Origin of the sequence: Veillonella parvula, from assembly GCF_032550495.1 — a bacterium.
In the GTDB taxonomy this organism is placed as follows: Bacteria; Bacillota; Negativicutes; order Veillonellales; family Veillonellaceae; genus Veillonella; species Veillonella parvula_G.
In genome coordinates this window covers 94,740-113,341 of sequence record NZ_JAWFZJ010000005.1, presented here as the reverse complement: position 1 = coordinate 113,341, position 18,602 = coordinate 94,740, and the positions used below count along the sequence as shown (strand labels likewise).

At 41.4% G+C, this 18,602-nt stretch carries 35 protein-coding genes; all 35 read left to right on the top strand.

Going from position 1 to position 18,602, the window contains the following annotated elements; genetic code table 11:
- On the top strand, window positions 1–163 hold a 163-nt coding region (locus E6X37_RS09645; protein WP_449190929.1), incomplete at its 5' end, for an EF-Tu C-terminal domain-related protein.
- 180 nt (window positions 164–343) lie between these two features.
- Entirely contained in the window at window positions 344–655 is a 312-nt protein-coding gene (gene rpsJ / locus E6X37_RS09640; protein WP_004695100.1) for a 30S ribosomal protein S10, read from the top strand.
- A 12-nt stretch (window positions 656–667) separates the two neighbouring features.
- On the top strand, window positions 668–1,309 hold the full coding sequence (rplC, locus tag E6X37_RS09635) for a 50S ribosomal protein L3 (protein ID WP_004695102.1): 642 nt from the start codon (window positions 668–670) through the stop codon (window positions 1,307–1,309).
- A 26-nt stretch (window positions 1,310–1,335) separates the two neighbouring features.
- Window positions 1,336–1,959, top strand: coding sequence for a 50S ribosomal protein L4 (gene rplD / locus E6X37_RS09630; RefSeq protein WP_004695105.1), 624 nt, complete (start codon window positions 1,336–1,338; stop codon window positions 1,957–1,959).
- Complete coding sequence (gene rplW, locus E6X37_RS09625) at window positions 1,959–2,243, top strand: 50S ribosomal protein L23 (RefSeq protein WP_004695108.1); 285 nt, start codon at window positions 1,959–1,961, stop codon at window positions 2,241–2,243. Before rplD ends, rplW begins: the two co-directional genes overlap by 1 nt.
- Before the next feature lie 26 nt (window positions 2,244–2,269).
- On the top strand, window positions 2,270–3,100 hold the full coding sequence (gene rplB, locus E6X37_RS09620; RefSeq protein ID WP_004695109.1) for a 50S ribosomal protein L2: 831 nt from the start codon (window positions 2,270–2,272) through the stop codon (window positions 3,098–3,100).
- Between the two features lie 23 nt (window positions 3,101–3,123).
- Window positions 3,124–3,405 (top strand): 30S ribosomal protein S19, encoded by a 282-nt coding sequence (gene rpsS / locus E6X37_RS09615; RefSeq protein ID WP_004695110.1) that lies wholly within the window; start codon window positions 3,124–3,126, stop codon window positions 3,403–3,405.
- Between the two features lie 13 nt (window positions 3,406–3,418).
- Complete coding sequence (rplV, locus tag E6X37_RS09610) at window positions 3,419–3,754, top strand: 50S ribosomal protein L22 (RefSeq protein WP_004695112.1); 336 nt, start codon at window positions 3,419–3,421, stop codon at window positions 3,752–3,754.
- A gap of 16 nt (window positions 3,755–3,770) precedes the next feature.
- Window positions 3,771–4,439 (top strand): 30S ribosomal protein S3, encoded by a 669-nt coding sequence (rpsC, locus tag E6X37_RS09605; RefSeq protein WP_004695113.1) that lies wholly within the window; start codon window positions 3,771–3,773, stop codon window positions 4,437–4,439.
- Window positions 4,439–4,876 carry a 50S ribosomal protein L16 gene (gene rplP, locus E6X37_RS09600; RefSeq protein ID WP_004695114.1) on the top strand — a complete coding sequence of 146 codons (438 nt, stop codon included), beginning with the start codon at window positions 4,439–4,441 and terminating at the stop codon, window positions 4,874–4,876. Before rpsC ends, rplP begins: the two co-directional genes overlap by 1 nt.
- Complete coding sequence (gene rpmC / locus E6X37_RS09595) at window positions 4,866–5,069, top strand: 50S ribosomal protein L29 (protein WP_004695115.1); 204 nt, start codon at window positions 4,866–4,868, stop codon at window positions 5,067–5,069. Before rplP ends, rpmC begins: the two co-directional genes overlap by 11 nt.
- 39 nt (window positions 5,070–5,108) lie before the next feature.
- The gene (gene rpsQ / locus E6X37_RS09590) at window positions 5,109–5,369 is read left to right on the top strand and encodes a 30S ribosomal protein S17 (RefSeq protein ID WP_004695116.1); all 261 of its coding nucleotides are present in this window, start codon (window positions 5,109–5,111) and stop codon (window positions 5,367–5,369) included.
- Window positions 5,370–5,393: 24 nt separating this feature from the next.
- Window positions 5,394–5,762, top strand: a complete 369-nt coding sequence (gene rplN / locus E6X37_RS09585; protein ID WP_316689761.1) for a 50S ribosomal protein L14 — start codon at window positions 5,394–5,396, stop codon at window positions 5,760–5,762.
- Between the two features lie 18 nt (window positions 5,763–5,780).
- Window positions 5,781–6,101, top strand: a complete 321-nt coding sequence (rplX, locus tag E6X37_RS09580; protein ID WP_004695118.1) for a 50S ribosomal protein L24 — start codon at window positions 5,781–5,783, stop codon at window positions 6,099–6,101.
- Window positions 6,102–6,124: 23 nt separating this feature from the next.
- A complete protein-coding gene (gene rplE, locus E6X37_RS09575; RefSeq protein ID WP_004695119.1) occupies window positions 6,125–6,664 on the top strand; it encodes a 50S ribosomal protein L5 in 540 nt (179 codons plus the stop codon).
- A 16-nt stretch (window positions 6,665–6,680) separates the two neighbouring features.
- Window positions 6,681–6,950: a 30S ribosomal protein S14 gene (gene rpsN, locus E6X37_RS09570; protein ID WP_004695122.1), complete on the top strand. Its 270-nt coding sequence runs from the start codon at window positions 6,681–6,683 to the stop codon at window positions 6,948–6,950.
- Between the two features lie 27 nt (window positions 6,951–6,977).
- Window positions 6,978–7,364 carry a 30S ribosomal protein S8 gene (rpsH, locus tag E6X37_RS09565; protein ID WP_004695128.1) on the top strand — a complete coding sequence of 129 codons (387 nt, stop codon included), beginning with the start codon at window positions 6,978–6,980 and terminating at the stop codon, window positions 7,362–7,364.
- A 24-nt stretch (window positions 7,365–7,388) separates the two neighbouring features.
- Window positions 7,389–7,934 carry a 50S ribosomal protein L6 gene (gene rplF / locus E6X37_RS09560; protein WP_004695131.1) on the top strand — a complete coding sequence of 182 codons (546 nt, stop codon included), beginning with the start codon at window positions 7,389–7,391 and terminating at the stop codon, window positions 7,932–7,934.
- 17 nt (window positions 7,935–7,951) lie between these two features.
- The gene (gene rplR / locus E6X37_RS09555) at window positions 7,952–8,332 is read left to right on the top strand and encodes a 50S ribosomal protein L18 (protein WP_005385510.1); all 381 of its coding nucleotides are present in this window, start codon (window positions 7,952–7,954) and stop codon (window positions 8,330–8,332) included.
- Window positions 8,333–8,350: 18 nt separating this feature from the next.
- Entirely contained in the window at window positions 8,351–8,854 is a 504-nt protein-coding gene (gene rpsE / locus E6X37_RS09550) for a 30S ribosomal protein S5 (protein WP_004695136.1), read from the top strand.
- Window positions 8,855–8,868: 14 nt separating this feature from the next.
- Window positions 8,869–9,048 (top strand): 50S ribosomal protein L30, encoded by a 180-nt coding sequence (gene rpmD, locus E6X37_RS09545; RefSeq protein ID WP_004695138.1) that lies wholly within the window; start codon window positions 8,869–8,871, stop codon window positions 9,046–9,048.
- A 22-nt stretch (window positions 9,049–9,070) separates the two neighbouring features.
- Window positions 9,071–9,517 carry a 50S ribosomal protein L15 gene (rplO, locus tag E6X37_RS09540; protein WP_004695141.1) on the top strand — a complete coding sequence of 149 codons (447 nt, stop codon included), beginning with the start codon at window positions 9,071–9,073 and terminating at the stop codon, window positions 9,515–9,517.
- Window position 9,518: 1 nt separating this feature from the next.
- Window positions 9,519–10,781, top strand: a complete 1,263-nt coding sequence (secY, locus tag E6X37_RS09535) for a preprotein translocase subunit SecY (protein WP_004695143.1) — start codon at window positions 9,519–9,521, stop codon at window positions 10,779–10,781.
- 12 nt (window positions 10,782–10,793) lie between these two features.
- Window positions 10,794–11,357 carry an adenylate kinase gene (locus tag E6X37_RS09530; protein WP_004695145.1) on the top strand — a complete coding sequence of 188 codons (564 nt, stop codon included), beginning with the start codon at window positions 10,794–10,796 and terminating at the stop codon, window positions 11,355–11,357.
- A 3-nt stretch (window positions 11,358–11,360) separates the two neighbouring features.
- Window positions 11,361–12,131: a type I methionyl aminopeptidase gene (map, locus tag E6X37_RS09525; RefSeq protein WP_004695146.1), complete on the top strand. Its 771-nt coding sequence runs from the start codon at window positions 11,361–11,363 to the stop codon at window positions 12,129–12,131.
- 22 nt (window positions 12,132–12,153) lie between these two features.
- Window positions 12,154–12,372 carry a translation initiation factor IF-1 gene (gene infA, locus E6X37_RS09520; RefSeq protein ID WP_004695147.1) on the top strand — a complete coding sequence of 73 codons (219 nt, stop codon included), beginning with the start codon at window positions 12,154–12,156 and terminating at the stop codon, window positions 12,370–12,372.
- Between the two features lie 26 nt (window positions 12,373–12,398).
- The gene (gene rpmJ, locus E6X37_RS09515; protein WP_004695148.1) at window positions 12,399–12,512 is read left to right on the top strand and encodes a 50S ribosomal protein L36; all 114 of its coding nucleotides are present in this window, start codon (window positions 12,399–12,401) and stop codon (window positions 12,510–12,512) included.
- A 23-nt stretch (window positions 12,513–12,535) separates the two neighbouring features.
- On the top strand, window positions 12,536–12,904 hold the full coding sequence (gene rpsM / locus E6X37_RS09510; RefSeq protein ID WP_004695149.1) for a 30S ribosomal protein S13: 369 nt from the start codon (window positions 12,536–12,538) through the stop codon (window positions 12,902–12,904).
- A gap of 19 nt (window positions 12,905–12,923) precedes the next feature.
- Entirely contained in the window at window positions 12,924–13,313 is a 390-nt protein-coding gene (rpsK, locus tag E6X37_RS09505; protein WP_004695151.1) for a 30S ribosomal protein S11, read from the top strand.
- Window positions 13,314–13,383: 70 nt separating this feature from the next.
- Entirely contained in the window at window positions 13,384–14,388 is a 1,005-nt protein-coding gene (locus E6X37_RS09500) for a DNA-directed RNA polymerase subunit alpha (RefSeq protein WP_004695153.1), read from the top strand.
- Window positions 14,389–14,400: 12 nt separating this feature from the next.
- Window positions 14,401–14,736, top strand: a complete 336-nt coding sequence (gene rplQ / locus E6X37_RS09495) for a 50S ribosomal protein L17 (RefSeq protein WP_004695155.1) — start codon at window positions 14,401–14,403, stop codon at window positions 14,734–14,736.
- Between the two features lie 284 nt (window positions 14,737–15,020).
- A complete protein-coding gene (locus tag E6X37_RS09490; RefSeq protein ID WP_004695158.1) occupies window positions 15,021–15,929 on the top strand; it encodes an energy-coupling factor transporter ATPase in 909 nt (302 codons plus the stop codon).
- A complete protein-coding gene (locus E6X37_RS09485) occupies window positions 15,929–16,789 on the top strand; it encodes an energy-coupling factor transporter ATPase (RefSeq protein ID WP_215676337.1) in 861 nt (286 codons plus the stop codon). The genes E6X37_RS09490 and E6X37_RS09485 overlap by 1 nt, the downstream gene beginning before the upstream one ends.
- Window positions 16,779–17,582: an energy-coupling factor transporter transmembrane component T family protein gene (locus E6X37_RS09480; protein WP_008602525.1), complete on the top strand. Its 804-nt coding sequence runs from the start codon at window positions 16,779–16,781 to the stop codon at window positions 17,580–17,582. Before E6X37_RS09485 ends, E6X37_RS09480 begins: the two co-directional genes overlap by 11 nt.
- On the top strand, window positions 17,579–18,364 hold the full coding sequence (gene truA, locus E6X37_RS09475; protein ID WP_316689760.1) for a tRNA pseudouridine(38-40) synthase TruA: 786 nt from the start codon (window positions 17,579–17,581) through the stop codon (window positions 18,362–18,364). The genes E6X37_RS09480 and truA overlap by 4 nt, the downstream gene beginning before the upstream one ends.
- The last annotated feature ends 238 nt before the right edge of the window (window positions 18,365–18,602 follow it).

Genomic DNA, 18,602 nt, shown 5'->3' with positions numbered 1-18,602 from the left:
TGTAAACCTTCCTGAAGGTGTAGAAATGTGTATGCCTGGCGATAACGTAACAATGGAAATCGAATTGATTACTCCAATCGCTATCGAAGAAGGTCTTCGCTTCGCGATCCGCGAAGGTGGCCATACAGTAGGCGCTGGCGTAGTAACAGAAATCGAAGGTTAATTTAACCTTTTATGCTCATCGTAGAATGCGTTGAGCACAATACATGCAGCACTCAGAGCGGCAGATAATGCCGCTCTCGTGTTGTGTTTTTAAACTATGAAGTAGAAGGTTGCCTCTGCGGAGGAGAATTTCTATGGAGCAGCCCATTCACGAAATGGACGACAGGAGGAATTATTAATAATGGCTAAACAGCAAAAAATCCGTATTCGCCTTAAGGCATACGACCACAAAGCTCTCGATCAAAGCGCTGCTAAGATCGTAGACACTGCAAAAAGAAATGGCGCTATGGTATCTGGTCCGATTCCATTGCCAACAGAAAAGAATATCTTCACAATTCTTCGTTCTGTACACGTAAACAAAGATTCTCGTGAACAATTCGAAATGCGTACACATAAACGCTTAATCGATATTCTTGAACCAAATTCGAAAACAGTAGATGCTATCACTCGTTTAGATTTACCAGCTGGTGTATCTATTGAAATAAAACTATAAGGAGGTGCGATAATGTCTAAAGCTATTTTGGGTAAAAAATTAGGAATGACACAAGTCTTCACAGCTGAAGGCCAATTAGTTCCTGTAACAGTAGTGGAAACTACCCCAAGCGTTGTAGTGCGCGTAAAGACTGTAGAAACAGACGGCTACGAAGCAGTACAAATTGGTTACGGTTCCATTAAAGAAAAACATTTAACAAAACCTGTAAAAGGTCAGTTCGACAAAGCTGGCGTAGCTCCAGTGAAATATCTTCGCGAAGTTCGCGTAGCTAATGCAGCTGACTACACAGTAGGCCAAACTCTGGCAGCTGATATCTTCGCAGAAGGTGAATTGGTGGACGTAGTGGGTACAGGTAAAGGTAAGGGTTTTGCTGGCACAATTAAACGCCATAACTTCTCCCGTGGTCCTGAAACTCATGGTTCTAAATCTCACCGTGAACCTGGTTCCATCGGTCCTATGATCTCCGGTGGCGGCGGTAAGGTATACAAAGGTAAAAAACTCCCTGGACAAATGGGTGGTTACAGAGTTACCGTACAACGCTTATCCGTTGTGAAAGTTGATGCTGAACGTAACCTTTTATTGGTTAAAGGTGGTATCCCAGGCGCTAAAGGTAGCTTGGTTATGGTTCGCAACACGGTTAAACCTGTTAAATAATCATTTGTCGAAAGGAGGATTATGTAATGCCTACAGTAGCAACATATAATCAATCCGGCGTTAAAGTCGGTGAAATACAGTTAAACGATGCAGTATTCGGCGTTGAAGTTAACGAAGCCGTAATGCATCAAGCCGTAGTTCGTCAATTGTCTAACGAACGTCTCGGCACACATGCAACAAAAACTAGAGGTATGGTTCGTGGCGGTGGCCGCAAACCTTGGAAACAAAAAGGTACTGGCCGTGCTCGTGCAGGCTCCAGCCGTTCCCCAATCTGGATCGGTGGTGGTACTACATTTGGTCCACAACCTCGCAGCTATTACAAAGCTATGCCTCGTAAGGCTAGACGTTTAGCAGTTAAATCTGCTCTTAGCGATAAAGTGAATAATAGCGAATTATACGTTTTGGAAGAAATCACATTAGCAGCTCCTAAAACAAAAGAAGTGTTGAACATTATTAACAGCTTCAACGTTGGTGATGCAAAAGTATTGTTCATCACTGAAGGTGATGTAAATGTTGAACGTTCCGCTCGTAATATCCAAGGTGTTAAAGCTTTGGCTTGCGAAGGTATGAACATTTTCGATCTTCTTCATTACGATAAGCTCTTCATTACTAAAGGCGCTGTCGCAAAAATCGAGGAGGTGCTCGGATAATGCAATTACATGATGTACTAATCCGCCCGGTTATTACCGAAAAATCCACTATGCTTATGGAAGAAGGCAAATACACTTTTCGTGTGCCTTTGACTGCAAATAAAGTGCAAATCCGTCAAGCAGTTGAAAAAATCTTCAATGTAAAAGTAGAAAAAGTAGCTACTATTCGTGTTTTAGGTAAGACTAAACGCATGGGTCGTACACAAGGTAAACGTAGCGATTATAAAAAAGCTATCGTAACCTTAAAAGCTGGCGAATCCATTGAATTCTTTGAAGGTGTCTAAGAGTCTAGTTGTAAGGAGGCCCACTAATGGCAATTAAATCATTTAAACCGTACTCCGCTGGTCGCCGGTTTATGACAGTATCCGCCTTCGACGAAATCACAGCAAGCAAACCAGAAAAATCCTTGCTCGCTAAGATTTCTCAAAAAGGTGGTCGTAACAATACTGGTAAAATGACAGTTCGTCACCAAGGTGGCGGTCACAAACGTCAATACCGTATTATTGACTTCAAACGTACTAAAGATAATATTCCAGCTAAAGTAGCAACAATTGAGTATGATCCTAACCGTTCTTCTCGTATCGCTTTGCTTAACTACGCTGATGGTGAAAAACGCTACATTTTAGCTCCTAACGGTCTAAAAGTTGGTGACGTTGTATTCTCCGGTCCTGAGTCCGATATTAAACCTGGTAACTGCTTACCATTGGCTAATATTCCAGACGGTACACAAATCCACAATATCGAATTGAAAATCGGTAAAGGTGGTCAAATCGTTCGTTCCGCTGGTACATCTGCTCAATTGATGGGTAAAGATAATGGCTACGCTATTCTTCGTTTACCATCTGGTGAAATGCGTCGTGTTCGTCAAGAGTGCCGTGCAACAATTGGTGTTGTTGGTAACGCTGACCACAGCAACCTTGTAATTGGTAAAGCTGGTCGTCATCGTTGGATGGGTGTTCGCCCTGGCAACCGTGGTGTTGTAATGAACCCTTGTGACCATCCACATGGTGGTGGTGAAGGTAAATCTCCTGTTGGTCGTAAACATCCTGTTACACCTTGGGGCAAACCAGCACATGGTGTTAAAACTCGCGACAAGAAAAAAGCTTCTAACAGCTTAATTATTAAACGTCGTACAAAATAGGATAAAGGAAAGGAGATAAAATAGTGTCCAGATCTATTAAAAAAGGCCCTTTCGTAGCAGATCATTTGCTTAAGAAAGTTGAAGCTTTAAACGAAACTAACGAAAAGAAAGTTGTAAAAACCTGGTCCCGTGCCTCTACTATTATCCCAAGTTTTGTAGGCCACACAATTGCTGTGCATGATGGTCGCAAACATGTACCTGTATTCATTACAGAAGATATGGTAGGTCATAAATTAGGTGAGTTCGCTCCTACACGTACTTATAGAGGTCATGGTAAGGACGAAAAATCTACAGGCAAAAAATAGGAGGAAATAATACATGGAAGCAAAAGCAATCGCTAGACATATCCGAATCGCGCCTCGTAAAATCCGTATCGTTGCAGATTTAGTGCGCGGTAAAAACATCGGCGAAGCATTTGCCATCTTGAAGTTCACTCCGAAAGTTGGCGCTGATGTAGTAGAAAAAGTTATGCGTTCTGCAATCGCAAACGCTGAACATAATTTCGATATGAATGTTGACAATCTTTACGTATCCGAGATCTTCGTTGATCAAGGCCCTACATTAAAACGCATTCATCCTCGTTCCCGTGGTCAAGCTTTCAAAATTTTGAAACGTACTAGCCACGTAACAGTAGTAGTTAAAGAAAGAGCTTAAGAAGGAGGGAAACAGAGTGGGTCAAAAAGTTAATCCACACGGTTTGCGTGTCGGTATCGTAAAAGATTGGGACGCAAAATGGTATGCAGATAAAGATTTCGCTGCTAATCTTCATGAAGACGTAAAAATTCGTAACTTCTTGAAAGAAACCCTTTTCATTGCTGGTATTTCCCGCATTGAAATCGAGCGTACAAATAAACGTATTAAATTGACTATCCACACTGCGAAACCAGGTATGGTTATCGGTCGTGGTGGTGCTGGTATCGAAGATATCAAAAAAGCAATGACTCGTTTCACTGATAAACAAGTGGACGTTAACATTGCAGAAATTAAACAAGCAGACATGGATGCAACATTAGTTGCTGAAAACATTGCGGGCCAATTGGAACGTCGTATCGGCTTCCGCCGTGCAATGAAACAAGCTGTAGGTCGTACAATGCGCTTAGGTGCAAAAGGTATTAAAATCATGGTAAGCGGTCGTCTTGGCGGTGCTGAAATCGCTCGTAGCGAATCCTATCGTGAAGGTTCTATTCCTTTGCATACACTTCGTGCAGACATCGACTACGGTACTGCTGAAGCTCATACAACATATGGTTGTATCGGCATTAAAGTATGGATTTACAAAGGTGAAGTTTTGCCAGAAGCAAAACAAGCACCTGCTAAGAAGGAAGAAGGTGGCAAGTAATGCTTATTCCAAAGCGCGTAAAACATCGTAAGCAATTCCGCGGCCGTATGAAAGGTCGTGCTATGCGCGGTAATACAGTGTCTCATGGTGAGTTCGGCTTGGTAGCATGCGAACCATCTTGGATCACTAACCGTCAAATCGAAGCTGCCCGTATTGCTATGACTCGTTATATCAAACGTGGTGGTAAAGTATGGATTAAAATTTTCCCTGACAAACCAATCACAGCTAAACCAGCTGGTACTCGTATGGGTTCCGGTAAAGGTTCTCCTGAATACTGGGTAGCAGTGGTTAAACCAGGTCGTGTAATGTTTGAAATGGACGGTGTGCCAGAAGCTACAGCTCGTGAAGCTATGCGTCTTGCAAGCCATAAACTTCCAATCAAATGCAAATTTGTTGTTAAGGGTAAAGAATTGGGTGGTGACGTAAATGAAGGTTAATGACATTCGCAATATGAGCGCTGCCGAAATGGAACAAAAAGTTTCCGGTCTTAAGGAAGAGTTATTTAACCTCCGTTTTCAGCTTGCAACAGGTCAATTAGAAAATCCTATGCGCATTCGTGAAGTTAAGAAGACAATCGCTCGTATTAAAACTGTACAACGTGAAGTTGAACTTAAATCTGAAAACGCATAATAACAGATTTGTTAAAGTTTGAAAAGGAGGCTTAAAATCGTGGCAGAAGAAAGAAACGTACGTAAAGTCCGCGTAGGTAAAGTTGTTAGCGACAAAATGGACAAAACTGTTGTTGTTGCTGTTGAACGTAAAGTACCTCACGCATTATATAACAAGCCAATGGTTAGCACAAAACGCTTCAAAGCTCATGATGAAAATAATGAGTGTCAAATTGGCGATACAGTTAAAATTGTAGAAACTCGTCCACTTTCTAAAGATAAATGTTGGAGAGTTGTTGAAATTCTTGAAAGACAAAAATAAGAGTGATGTAAGGAGGAATAGACGATGATCCAGCAACAAACAATTTTGAATGTTGCCGACAACACTGGTGCTAAACGTATTATGTGCATCCAAGTCATGGGCGGTTCTTATCGCAAATTCGGCAATATCGGTGACGTAATCGTTGCTTCTGTAAAAGATGCATCACCCGGTGGCGTTGTCAAGAAAGGCGACGTAGTTAAAGCTGTTATTGTTCGTTCTAAAAAAGGTATCCGCCGTCAAGACGGTTCCTATATTCGTTTCGATGAAAACGCAGCAGTAGTTATTAAAGATGACAAGACCCCTCGTGGTACTCGTATCTTTGGATCTGTAGCTAGAGAACTTCGTGAAAAAGATTTCATGAAAATCGTTTCTTTGGCTCCAGAAGTATTATAAGAAGGAGGAACGCAGCATATGGCTAAGCTACAAATCAAAAAAGGCGATACAGTTGTTGTTATCTCCGGTAAAGATAAAGGTAAGCAAGGTACAGTTATCGCAACTGAACCTAAAAAAGAACGCGTATTTGTTGAAGGCGTTAACACTGTAAAACGTCACACAAAACCTTCCCAAGCTAACCCACAAGGCGGCATCGTTACTAAAGAAGCTGGCATTCATGTTTCTAACGTAATGGTTGTTGACCCAGAAACTAAAACAGCTACTCGTATCAAAAAGGTAGAAGGCAAGGACGGTAAATTCGTTCGCGCTACTGTTAAATCCGGTACAGTACTTAAATAATCAGGAAAGGAGGAGCTACATAAATGTCTCGTTTGTTTGAACAATACAACTCTGAAATCAAAAAGAGTATGCAAGAAAAATTCCAATACGGCAATGTAATGGAAATTCCTAAATTGGAAAAAATCGTTATCAACATCGGCGTAGGTGATGCAGTGGGCAATGCAAAAGCATTGGAAGCAGCAGTTAATGATTTGACTATCATTGCTGGTCAAAAACCTGTCATCACAAAAGCTAAAAAATCCATTGCGAACTTCAAAGTTCGTGAAGGCATGGCGTTGGGTACAAAAGTTACTCTTCGTGGCGAACGCATGTATGAATTCCTTGATAGATTGATCAATGCGGCATTACCTCGTGTACGTGACTTCCGCGGTATCAGCGCTACTGCATTCGATGGCCGTGGTAACTACGCTTTGGGTCTTAAAGAACAGCTCATCTTCCCTGAAATCGAATATGATCAGGTAGAACGTGTTACTGGTATGGACATCATTATCGTAACAAGTGCTAAGACAGATGAAGAAGCTCGTGAATTGTTGACTCAATTCGGTATGCCTTTTGAAAAATAATAGGAGGAACATATAGATGGCTAAAAAATCTATGATTGAACGCGAAAAGAAACGCGCTAAAATCGTTGAAAAATATGCAGCTAAACGTGAAGCGTTAAAAGCAGCAGGTGATTATGAAGGCTTATCCAAATTACCAGCAAATGCATCCCCAACACGCTTGCACAACCGTTGCAACTTAACTGGTCGTCCTCACGGCTATATGCGTAAATTCGGTATCAGCCGTATTGCGTTCCGTGAATTGGCGTACAAAGGACAAATTCCTGGTGTTAAAAAAGCCAGCTGGTAATATTAGACGAGAGGAGGTTTTTAGATTATGGTAATGACCGATCCTATCGCGGATATGCTTACGCGCATCCGTAATGCAAACGCTGCACTTCATGAAACGGTAAACATTCCTGCATCTAGAATGAAAGCAGCCGTTCTTGACATCCTTTTACAAGAAGGCTTTGTAAAGAACGTTGAAAAAGAAGAAAACACTTTAAAAGTAACTTTGAAATATGGTTCCAATAACGAGAAAGTTATTACAGGAATTAAACGTATTTCCAAACCAGGTTTACGTGTTTACGCGAAAAAGGAAGAACTTCCTCGTGTACTTGGTGGTTTGGGTATCGCAGTTATTTCTACGTCCAAAGGCGTTATGAGCGACAAACAAGCTCGTAAAGAAGGTCTTGGTGGCGAAGTAATCGCATACGTTTGGTAATAGTAGCAATAGGAGGTAGAAATAATGTCACGTATCGGTAGAATGCCTATCGAGATCCCTGCAGGCGTTACTGTTACATATGATAACCATCATATGAACGTAAAAGGCCCTAAAGGTGAATTATCTCGCGATTTGCATCCAGATATGAATATCACTGTAGAAGGTAACACAATCACAGTAACTCGTCCTTCCGACGATAAAAACCATCGTTCCCTTCACGGTTTGACTCGCGCTCTTGTTGCTAATATGGTAACAGGCGTATCTGAAGGATTTACAAAAACTCTTGAAATCAACGGTGTTGGTTACAGAGCGGCTAAACAAGGCAATAAATTAGCTCTTACACTTGGCTTCTCTCATCCAGTAGAAATGGAAGCTCCAGCTGGTATTACAATCGACGTTCCAGCTCCTAACAAAATCGTTGTGTCTGGTGCAGACAAAGAAGTTGTAGGTGCAGTAGCAGCTGATATCCGTAAATGGAGAAAACCTGAACCTTACAAAGGTAAAGGTATCCGCTATGAAGGCGAAGTTGTTCGTCGCAAAGCTGGTAAAGCTGGTGCAAAAGGTAAATAGTAATATCATCTATATGAATGAAAGGAGTGAATATCTTGCCTCGTAAATCTAGTAGAAATATCGCTCGAGCAAAACGTCATCTTCGTATTCGCCGTCACATCTCTGGTACGGCAACTTGCCCACGTTTGAACGTTTACCGTTCTTTGAGCAACATTTACGCACAAGTAATCGATGACGTAGCAGGTACAACTTTGGTTGCTGCTAGCTCTTTAGATAAAGATTTGAACTTATCCTATGGTGGTAACGTAGCTGCTGCTAAAGCTGTTGGTGAAGCAGTTGCTAAAAAAGCTATCGCTAAAGGCATTGACACTGTAGTGTTTGACCGTGGTGGTTACATTTACCACGGCCGCGTAGCAGCCCTTGCAGAAGGTGCTCGTGAAGCAGGCTTAAAATTCTAAGAAGGAGGAACTATAGACATGGCGAGAATTGACTACACCAGTCTTGATCTTAAAGAAAGAGTAGTATTCATCAACCGCGTAGCCAAAGTAGTTAAAGGCGGTCGTCGTTTTTCCTTCAGCGCTCTTGTAGTTGTTGGTGATGGCAACGGTTATGTAGGCGTTGGCTTAGGTAAAGCAGCGGAAGTACCAGAAGCAATTCGCAAAGGTATCGATGATGCTAAGAAAAATATTGTAAACGTAGCTATTAAAAATGGTACAATCCCTCACAGCGTAACAGGCGTATTCGGTGCAGGCCGCGTATTCTTGAAACCAGCTGCTGAAGGTACTGGCGTTATCGCTGGTGGCCCTGTTCGTGCCGTATTGGAATTAGTAGGTGTTCGTAACATCTTGACTAAATCTTTGGGCTCTTCTAACCCTAATAATATGGTTCGCGCTACAATCGAAGGTTTGAAAGATTTGAAACGCGCTAGCGAAGTTGCAGAGCTTCGTGGTAAAACCGTTGAAGAAATCTATAACGCGTAATAAGGAGACAAGAAATGGCACAAGTTAAAGTAACATTAACAAGAAGCTTAATCGGTCGTCCTGAAGATCAACGCGCGACAGTTAAAGCTTTGGGCTTGAAAAAAACTAATTCTCAAGTCGTAAAAGAAGTAACACCTCAAATCGAAGGTATGCTTCATAAAGTTAGACATTTAGTAAAAGTTGAAGAAGTTTAATACTGATAAGGAGGTGCACTGAATGAAACTTCATGAATTACAACCAGCAGCTGGTTCTAAAAAAACTCGTACTCGTGTAGGCCGTGGTTTAGGTTCTGGCTTGGGTAAAACATCTGGTCGTGGTCAAAAAGGTCAAAACTCCCGTTCTGGCGGTGGCGTTCGCTCCGGTTTTGAAGGCGGCCAAATGCCTCTTTATCGTCGTTTACCAAAACGCGGTTTCAACAACAGCGTTTTTGCTAAACAATATGCTGAAGTTAACGTAGCACAATTAAATCGCTTTGAAGATGGTGCAACAGTTGATCCAGTAGCTCTTATTGAAGCTGGCATTTTGAAAAATGTACGCGATGGTATTCGTATTTTAGGTAACGGTACATTGGAAACTAAAAACTTGACTGTTATCGCTAATGGCTTCACTAAAGCTGCTGAAGAAAAAATCACAGCAGCAGGCGGAAAAGTTGAGGTGATCTAGGGTGCTAGATAGCCTCTCGAACATCTTTAAGATTACTGAGTTACGTAACAAGATCTTGTACACATTGATGATGTTTGCTGTGTTTAGAGCCGGCATTCACATCCCAGTACCAGGTGTAGATGCATCTGTTATCGAATCCTTGTTTACATCCGGTAACCTATTTGGTCTATTAGACTTGTTTGCTGGTGGTGCGCTAAGTAAGTTCTCTATCTTTGCGATGAGTATTACCCCTTACATTAATGCTTCCATCATCATGCAACTGCTTCAGTCTGTAGTTCCTCAGTTTGAAGCATGGAGTAAAGATGGTGAAGACGGGCGTAAGAAAATAGCGAAGGTAACTCGTTATGGCACCGTAGTCCTTGGCTTTGTACAAGCCGCTGGTATGGCATTTGCTCTTAGAGCAAACAACGCTTTGGTAAATAATGATTTCCTTAGCGTATTCGTTGTGGCCATCATCCTCACAGCAGGCACATGTTTGTTGATGTGGATTGGTGAGCAAATCACAGCATATGGTATAGGTAATGGTATTTCCTTGATCATCTTTGCTGGTATCGTAGCTCGATTGCCAGATGGTCTCGAAACTATTTATCAATATATCCAAAACGGAACCATTAACATGTTCCAAGCATTCTTATTTGCTGTAATTGCACTTGCGATGATCGCTGTCGTAGTGGCAGTTACACAAGGCCAACGTCGCATTCCTATCCAATACGCAAAACGCGTAGTAGGGCGTAAAATGTACGGTGGTCACTCTACATTCTTGCCGTTGAAAGTCAATCAGGCAGGTGTAATCCCAATTATCTTTGCGTCATCTGTGTTGATGTTCCCTGTAACAATTGCACAATTTATTGACAATGAATTTGTTCATAAAGCTGCTGATTTATTTACATGGGGGACGCCGTTACAAACGGCATTGTATGCGATATTGATCTTTATCTTTACGTATTTCTATACTGCAATCTCTATCAACATTACAGATATGGCAGATAATATGAAAAAATACGGTGGTTTTATCCCAGGTATTCGTGCGGGTAAACCAACTGCTGATTATGTGGATAACGTGATGACCAAGATCACTTTGGCTGGCGCTGTATTCTTAGCTGTCGTTGCTATTATACCGAATTTCCTCGGTAGTATAACCGGCGTCCAAGGCGTATACTTTGGTGGTACGGCTCTTCTTATCGTTGTAGGTGTAGCACTTGATACAATGCAACAAATTGAGTCGCTCATGGTAACACGCCACTATAAAGGCTTTGTGAAATAGGAGGGAAACGATATGTATATTTTATTAATGGGACCTCCTGGTGCAGGTAAAGGCACTCAGGCAGCTCGACTTATTGAAAAATACGGTATTCCCCAAATTTCAACAGGTGATATGTTCCGCGCTGCGATTAAGAACGAAACACCTCTTGGAGTTGAGGCTAAGAAATACATCGATGCTGGTCAATTGGTACCAGACAGTGTAACTGTTGGTATCGTACGTGATCGCTTGGTGAAAGATGACTGCAAATCTGGATTTATTCTTGATGGATTTCCAAGAACTACAGCGCAAGCTGTATCCTTGGATGCAATCCTTAAAGAATTAGGAATTTCTTTGGACGCTGTACTTAACTTAAACGTTCCTTCCGAGGAATTGGTTAAACGTATTAGCGAACGAGCTGTTCTAGAAAATCGTGCTGATGATAACCCTGAAACAGTACAGAAACGTCTAGCTGTGTACGAAGAATCTACTAAACCGTTAATTGATTACTATCGCAATAGCGGATTATATCAAGAAATTAATGGTTTACAAGATGTAGACGCAGTATTTGCTGACATCATTAAGGCGTTGGAGAAATAATCTATGATTATTTTAAAATCGCCCCATGAGATTGAATGTATCCGCAAGGCAAGTAAGCTTACAGCAGACACGTTGTCCTTGTTAGTAAAAAAGGCTAAACCTGGCATCACGACGCTTGAGTTAGATACAATTGCCGAAGAATATATTCGCAGCCACGGTGGTATACCAAGTTGTAAAGGGTACTATGGATTCCCCGCTACAATCTGTGCTTCTATTAACGAAGAAGTCGTTCATGGTATTCCGAGCGCTAAGCGTAAGCTTAAAAACGGCGATGTCCTCAGTATTGATCTCGTATCATCTATTGATGGATATCACGGCGATTCGGCTGTGACGATTCCTATCGGTCACGTCAAACCCGATGTGATGAAATTGTTAAAAGTTACAGAGGAAAGTCTGTTCAAGGGAATTGAACAAGTGAAAGTCGGTAACCGTATTGGTGCTATCGGTCACGCTGTTCAAACGTATTGTGAGAAACATGGTTACGGTGTCGTACGCGACTTCGTAGGTCATGGTTTAGGCCGCGAAATGCATGAAGATCCGCAAATACCAAACTATGGTAGTCCTGATCAAGGACCTCTTATGAAACCAGGTATGGTATTGTGTATTGAACCGATGATTACATTAGGTACTCACCGTGTTCGTGTATTAGGGGATGACTGGACAGCAGTTACAGTAGATGGTAAACCTGCTGCTCATTTCGAACATACAGTGGTTGTTACAGAAAACGGCCCTGAAATATTAACTATGCGGGAAGAACCGCGGTTAATTAAATAAACAGGTAACCGGAGGAAAAGATATGTCAAAAGAAGACGTTATTGAGGTGGAAGGTACGGTCGTTGAGGCATTACCGAATGCCATGTTCCAAGTTGAATTGGAAAATGGTCATATCGTATTGGCTCATGTGTCAGGTAAAATGCGTATGAATTTTATCCGTATTCTTCCTGGTGATAAAGTTACTATGGAACTGACACCGTATGACTTAAATCGTGGTCGCATCACCTATCGCTTTAAATAAGCATAGGGTCCACAAAGGAGGTACTAATGAAGGTTCAACCATCAGTTAAAAAGATATGCGAAAAATGTAAAATCATTAAACGCAAAGGCCGTGTAATGGTTATTTGCGAAAATCCAAAACATAAACAAAAACAAGGATAATCTGATAGGAGGTGGATGATTAGATGGCACGTATCGCCGGTGTAGATTTACCTCGTGATAAACGAGTGGAAATTGGTTTAACTTATATTTATGGTATTGGTCCGACTTTAGCATCTGAAATTATTGCTAAAACTGGCATCAATCCTGACACACGCGTTCGCGATCTTTCTGAAGATGAAGTAGCGAAAATCCGTGAATTGTTAGATGCTGATTACAAAGTAGAAGGTGACCTTCGTCGTGAAGAAGCTCTTAACATTAAACGCTTAATTGAAATCAACTCCTATCGAGGCAAACGTCATCGTATGGGTTTACCACTTCGTGGTCAACGTACTAAAACGAATGCACGTACTCGCAAAGGTCCTAGAAAAGCAATTGCTGGTAAAAAGAAATAAGATAAAGGAGGGATAAAGCGTGGCTAAAAAAGTTGTTAGAACTAAAAGAAAAGAAAAGAAACATATTGAATCCGGTGCGGCTCATATTCGTTCTACATTCAATAACACTATCGTAACTTTGACAGATACAAACGGTAATGCGTTGTCTTGGGCTTCCGCTGGTGGCTTGGGCTTCCGTGGTTCTCGTAAATCCACTCCATTTGCTGCTCAAATGGCTGCTGAACAAGCTGCTAAAGCTGCAATGGAACATGGCCTTCGCACTGTTGAAGTATTCGTAAAAGGTCCTGGATCCGGCCGTGAAGCTGCAATCCGTGCTTTACAAGCTGCAGGTCTTGAAGTTACTTCCATTAAAGACGTAACTCCAATTCCTCACAATGGTTGTCGCCCTCCAAAACGCCGTCGTGTATAATTTATAGCGACCGATATGATACGGTGCTATAATTAACTATGAACGTGTGTTATATAGGAGGATGTTCCTGATGAGCGAAGAAAAGAAACTTAAAATCGAGAAAGTGGACATCGCCGATGGCGGTCGTTATGGTAAGTTCGTATGTGAACCATTAGATCGTGGTTATGGTATCACTCTCGGTAATAGCTTACGCAGAATTTTGCTTTCATCCTTGGATGGGGCAGCTATCACCTCTATCAAAATTGATGGAGTTCTTCATGAATTCTCTACTATTCCTGGTATTCGCGAAGACGTTACGGATATCATCCTTAACTTAAAGCAATTGTGCATCAAAGTTGAAGAAGAAGCACAATTACCTTTGGAAGTTCATTTTGACTTCCAAAAGGATGGAATATTGACAGCTGCTGATTTGGCTGAACAATTCCCACCAGAGGTAGAAGTATTGAATCCTGAACTCGTGATTGCGACAATGGATGAGACAGCTCATCTCGTAATGGACGTAGTAATCGAACGAGGTAAAGGCTATGTTCCTTCAACGAAGAATAAAAAAGATACTGATGTTATTGGTTGTATTCCAATCGATTCCATCTTCTCTCCAATTCTTCGTGCTAAATACGAAGTGAGTGATGTTCGTGTAGGCAATGAAATGGACTTCGACAAACTTACATTAGAAGTTTGGACTGATGGCTCCATTACTGCTGCTGATGCAGTGGCAAAATCTGCTGCCATTATGATTGGTTATTTAGGGAACTTCACTAAATTAGCGCATTCTGCAGATGTTGTAGATGTAAACACTGGTGAAGGCGGTATCGTTATAGATCCAGTAGGTTCCGATAATGAAGAACCAGCTGTAGATGACGGCCCAGCAAAGATTTCCATCGATGAGTTGGAACTCTCTGTTCGTGCGTATAACTGCTTGAAACGTGCTGGCATTAATACAATTGCAGACTTGCTAGACAAAACCATTGATGACTTAGGAAAAGTTCGCAACTTAGGTAAAAAATCTATCGATGAAATTGAGGAAAAACTCAATAATCATCCAGGTGGTTTTCAACTTAAACAAAAAGGCGAATAAGGAGGAAGACGAATGTACAGAAAATTAGGCCGCGACAGCTCCGCTCGTAAAGCGTTGTTCCGTAGCATGTTAACATCTTTCTTCCAATATGAGCGTATTGAAACGACTGAAGCTAAAGCGAAAGAACTTCGTTCTTTAGCTGATCAAATGGTAACTTTGGCTAAACGTGGTGATCTTCATGCACGTCGCCAAGTTCTTGCATACCTCATGGATGAAAGTGTAGTAAAAAAATTGTTTGATACAATTGCTCCAAAATATGCAGACCGTCAAGGTGGTTACACTCGTGTAATCAAAACTGGTCTTCGCAAAGGTGACGCTGCACCTTTGGCTATTATCGAGTTAGTTTAATCAAACTCATACGGTGTTGTAACTTATGTTGCAGCACCGTTTTTTTATTGTCAATTTTATGGTACAATCGACTAGTATAATATCGTAATATGTTAGCAGTTATCGTAAAGGATGAATATGTATTGTCAACCTTTTGCATAATATCTAAGACATTATTAAATTCAAGTTCTATTAAATAGGATAAATTGAAATATGGGGATTATGCACAACATGAGTATGATAGATGATGCAAATGGTTCTACTTTCATAGAAACGAAATTGACTAGAAAGATATGAGGTTATCCATGAATGAACAAGACATTATGATTGAGGTCAATCATATGAGTCATATTTATACTGATGAAAACGGCAATGATGTACGTGCCTTGGATGATGTGAATCTATCCATTAAGCGTGGTGAATTTGTTTGTATCATTGGCACTAATGGCAGTGGTAAAAGTACGCTTGCCAAGCATTTTAATGTGTTATTACAACCTAGTGAAGGTCATATCAATGTATGTGGCTTTGATACGCGGGATGAAGCGCATATTTGGAATATTCGCCAACATGTAGGAATGGTATTCCAAAATCCTGATAACCAAATCGTAGCGGCCGTTGTAGAGGAGGACGTTGCCTTTGGTCCAGAAAACTTAGGTATTCCTAGTGCAGAAATTAGACAACGTGTCGATGCAGCGTTAGCCGCTGTTAATATGACCGAATATAGAGAACATGGTCCCCATTTATTATCGGGCGGACAAAAACAACGTATTGCTATCGCAGGTGTATTAGCGATGAAGCCTGATTGTATCGTTCTTGATGAACCAACAGCGATGCTCGATCCAAAAGGTCGCCGCGAAGTGCTTGAAACGGTTCACAAGCTCAATAAGGAAGAGGGCATTACGATTGTATATATCACGCACTTCATGGAGGAAGCTGTTACGGCAGACCGAGTTGTGGTGATGAAAAATGGTGTGAAATTACATGATGGTACGCCTCGTGAAATTTTTAGCCATGTAGATACTTTAAAAGGGCTGGGCCTCGATGTACCGGTAGCCTCTGAGATTGCTTTCAAATTGAATGCTAAAGGTTATGAAGTGGGTAAGAGTATCATTAATAATGAAGAGTTAGCAAAGGGCCTTAAAGGCTCAAAGTTAGGCAAGCAATTATCCGCTATACACTCAACAGATGCTCCAAGAGGGGAGGGAACCCACTAATGGCGATCGTATTAGATAATATTACATATACTTACGGCATGGGTACTCCTTTTGAAAAGACTGCACTTCGTGGTGTATCTCTTACCATTGAAAATGGGGAGTTTTTAGGTGTTATCGGTCATACTGGCTCCGGTAAATCTACCTTTGTACAGCATCTAAATGGTCTATTACATCCTACAACTGGTACCGTTACGGTCAATGGTGTAGATATTAGCGCCTCCACAGAGGAAGCTAAAAAAATGCGCCATAAGGTTGGTATGGTATTCCAATACCCAGAGCACCAATTGTTTGAAGAAACCATTGCTCAGGATATCGCCTTTGGTCCTAAAAATTTAGGGCTTAGTGCTGATGACGTAGACGAGCGTGTGCGAGATGCGATGAAGTTCGTAGGGCTCGATTACGATATATATGCAGAACGATCTCCCTTTCATTTATCTGGTGGTCAAATGCGCCGCGTTGCTATTGCTGGTGTAGTGGCTATGAACCCAGACTTCCTGGTGCTTGATGAACCGTCTGCCGGACTTGATCCATTTGGTCGGGAAGAAATCTTTGAAGAAATCATTCGCCTTCATAAGGAAAAGGGTATAACTGTAATTCTTGTATCTCACAATATGGAAGATATTTCTCGCATGGCTTCCCGTCTTGTAGTACTCGATAAAGGTCGTGTCGTCCTCGATGGTGAACCGATGGACATCTTTAATAATCATCGTGATGAGTTACAGGCTGTCGGTGTAGATGTTCCACCAGTGTCTGTTACCATGGAATATTTGCGTGAACAAGGCCTTGATGTGTCTAATCGCGTACTGTCTGTAGATGATGCGGTACAAGCAATTCTAGAGGGAGGTAGCCATGTTAAATAACATTACTATTGGTCAATACTTCCCAGGGAATTCCTTCTTGCATCGCATGGATCCGCGAGCAAAGATTATTGCTACTACCATCTTCGTAGTGGCTATCTTCTTGGCAAATTCTCCACTAGCCTATGGCATAGTAGGTGGTTTCACCATCTTTGCAATGCTATTATCGCGTTTGCCATTACGCCTGATGTGGTCTGCCATTAAACCGCTTTGGATTATCATCGTATTTACCATGGGTATTCATATTTTTACGACGCCAGGTAATCCAATTTTCCAATGGGGAATTATTAATATTACAGATCATGGCGTGGCAATGGGCCTTCAAATGGCGGCACGATTAATCTTCTTAATCTTGTTCTCTTCATTGTTGACCTATACCACATCACCGATTCGCTTAACTGATGGCATCGAGCACTTGCTCAATCCGTTCCGTCGCATAGGTGTTCCTGCTCATGAACTAGCCATGATGATGACTATTGCGTTGCGTTTCATTCCTACCTTATTGGATGAGACAGATCGTATTATGAAAGCACAATCTGCTCGTGGTGCAGACTTTGTGACAGGCTCTATTATTCAACGAGCGAAAAACATGGTGCCACTTTTAGTGCCATTATTTATCAGTGCGTTTCGACGGGCCGATGAATTAGCTATCGCTATGGAAGCGCGTTGCTATAGAGGTGGTGTCAACCGTACGCGTATGAAGGAATTACAAGTTACTTATGTCGATTATATTGGTGTTGGCGCTGTTGTTTTGGTAACTATTGTACTTGTCGCATTGTGGTGGTTAGATTTATGAGAAATATACGGATCATAGTGGCTTATGATGGTACAGATTTAGCAGGTTATCAAAAGCAACCTAATGATAAGGGGTTAACGGTACAAGGTTGTTTGGAATATGGTTTATCACGTATTTGTAATGAACCCATTCAAATTTATGGTGCCTCTCGTACTGATGCGGGGGTGCATGCTAAATTTCAAGTTTGTACATTTCAAACGTCGGGCACTATACCAGTAGAAAATATTCCTCGTGCTATGATAGCTCATATTCCTAAGGATATAGTCGTTCTAGAAGCGGAAGAAATTCCGCTAGATTGGAAGCCACGGTGGAATATATACGGTAAAGAGTATGTATATACGATTCATAATCAGCTCATTGCAGATCCTTTGACGCAGCGGTATCATTGGAATGTGAAAAAGCCCTTAGATATTGATCGGATGCAGGCTGCAGGTAATGAACTAGTAGGTACGCATGACTTTACAACCCTAAAGGGAACGAATTCAACCCATGCGGATCCTGTAAAAACAATCCTGGGAATCCATGTTGAGGCAAAGGGGGCTCACGTAACGATTTCTGTGGTCGGTGATGGGTTCTTATACCATATGGTGCGTAATATTGCGGGATTACTCGTAGATGTCGGACTTGGTCGCCGTAAGGTGGAGGACATTAAAGGGTACTTAGTAGCTAAGGACCGCCGTGTTATAGGGAAAACTGCACCTGCTCAGGGTTTATGTTTAGAAGAAATATTCTTCACTGAGGAGCGACAACAAGAGGTGTTACGAAATAAATATTTTAGATGATTCGAGAATAAATATTCTATATAATTTTATATAGACTCTTTTTTGCCGTCTGAATATAAAACGATAAGCATAAATACTAAAAGGATACTACTTAAAAAGTGGTATCCTTTTTCTCTTATAATTTTTAGTTATAATACCTTAATTTATACCTATTATTATGTGAAATGATACATTGTAAACCTAAAATATACATGATACAATGACGATATAAGACAGGTTCGTACTATAAAACATTAAC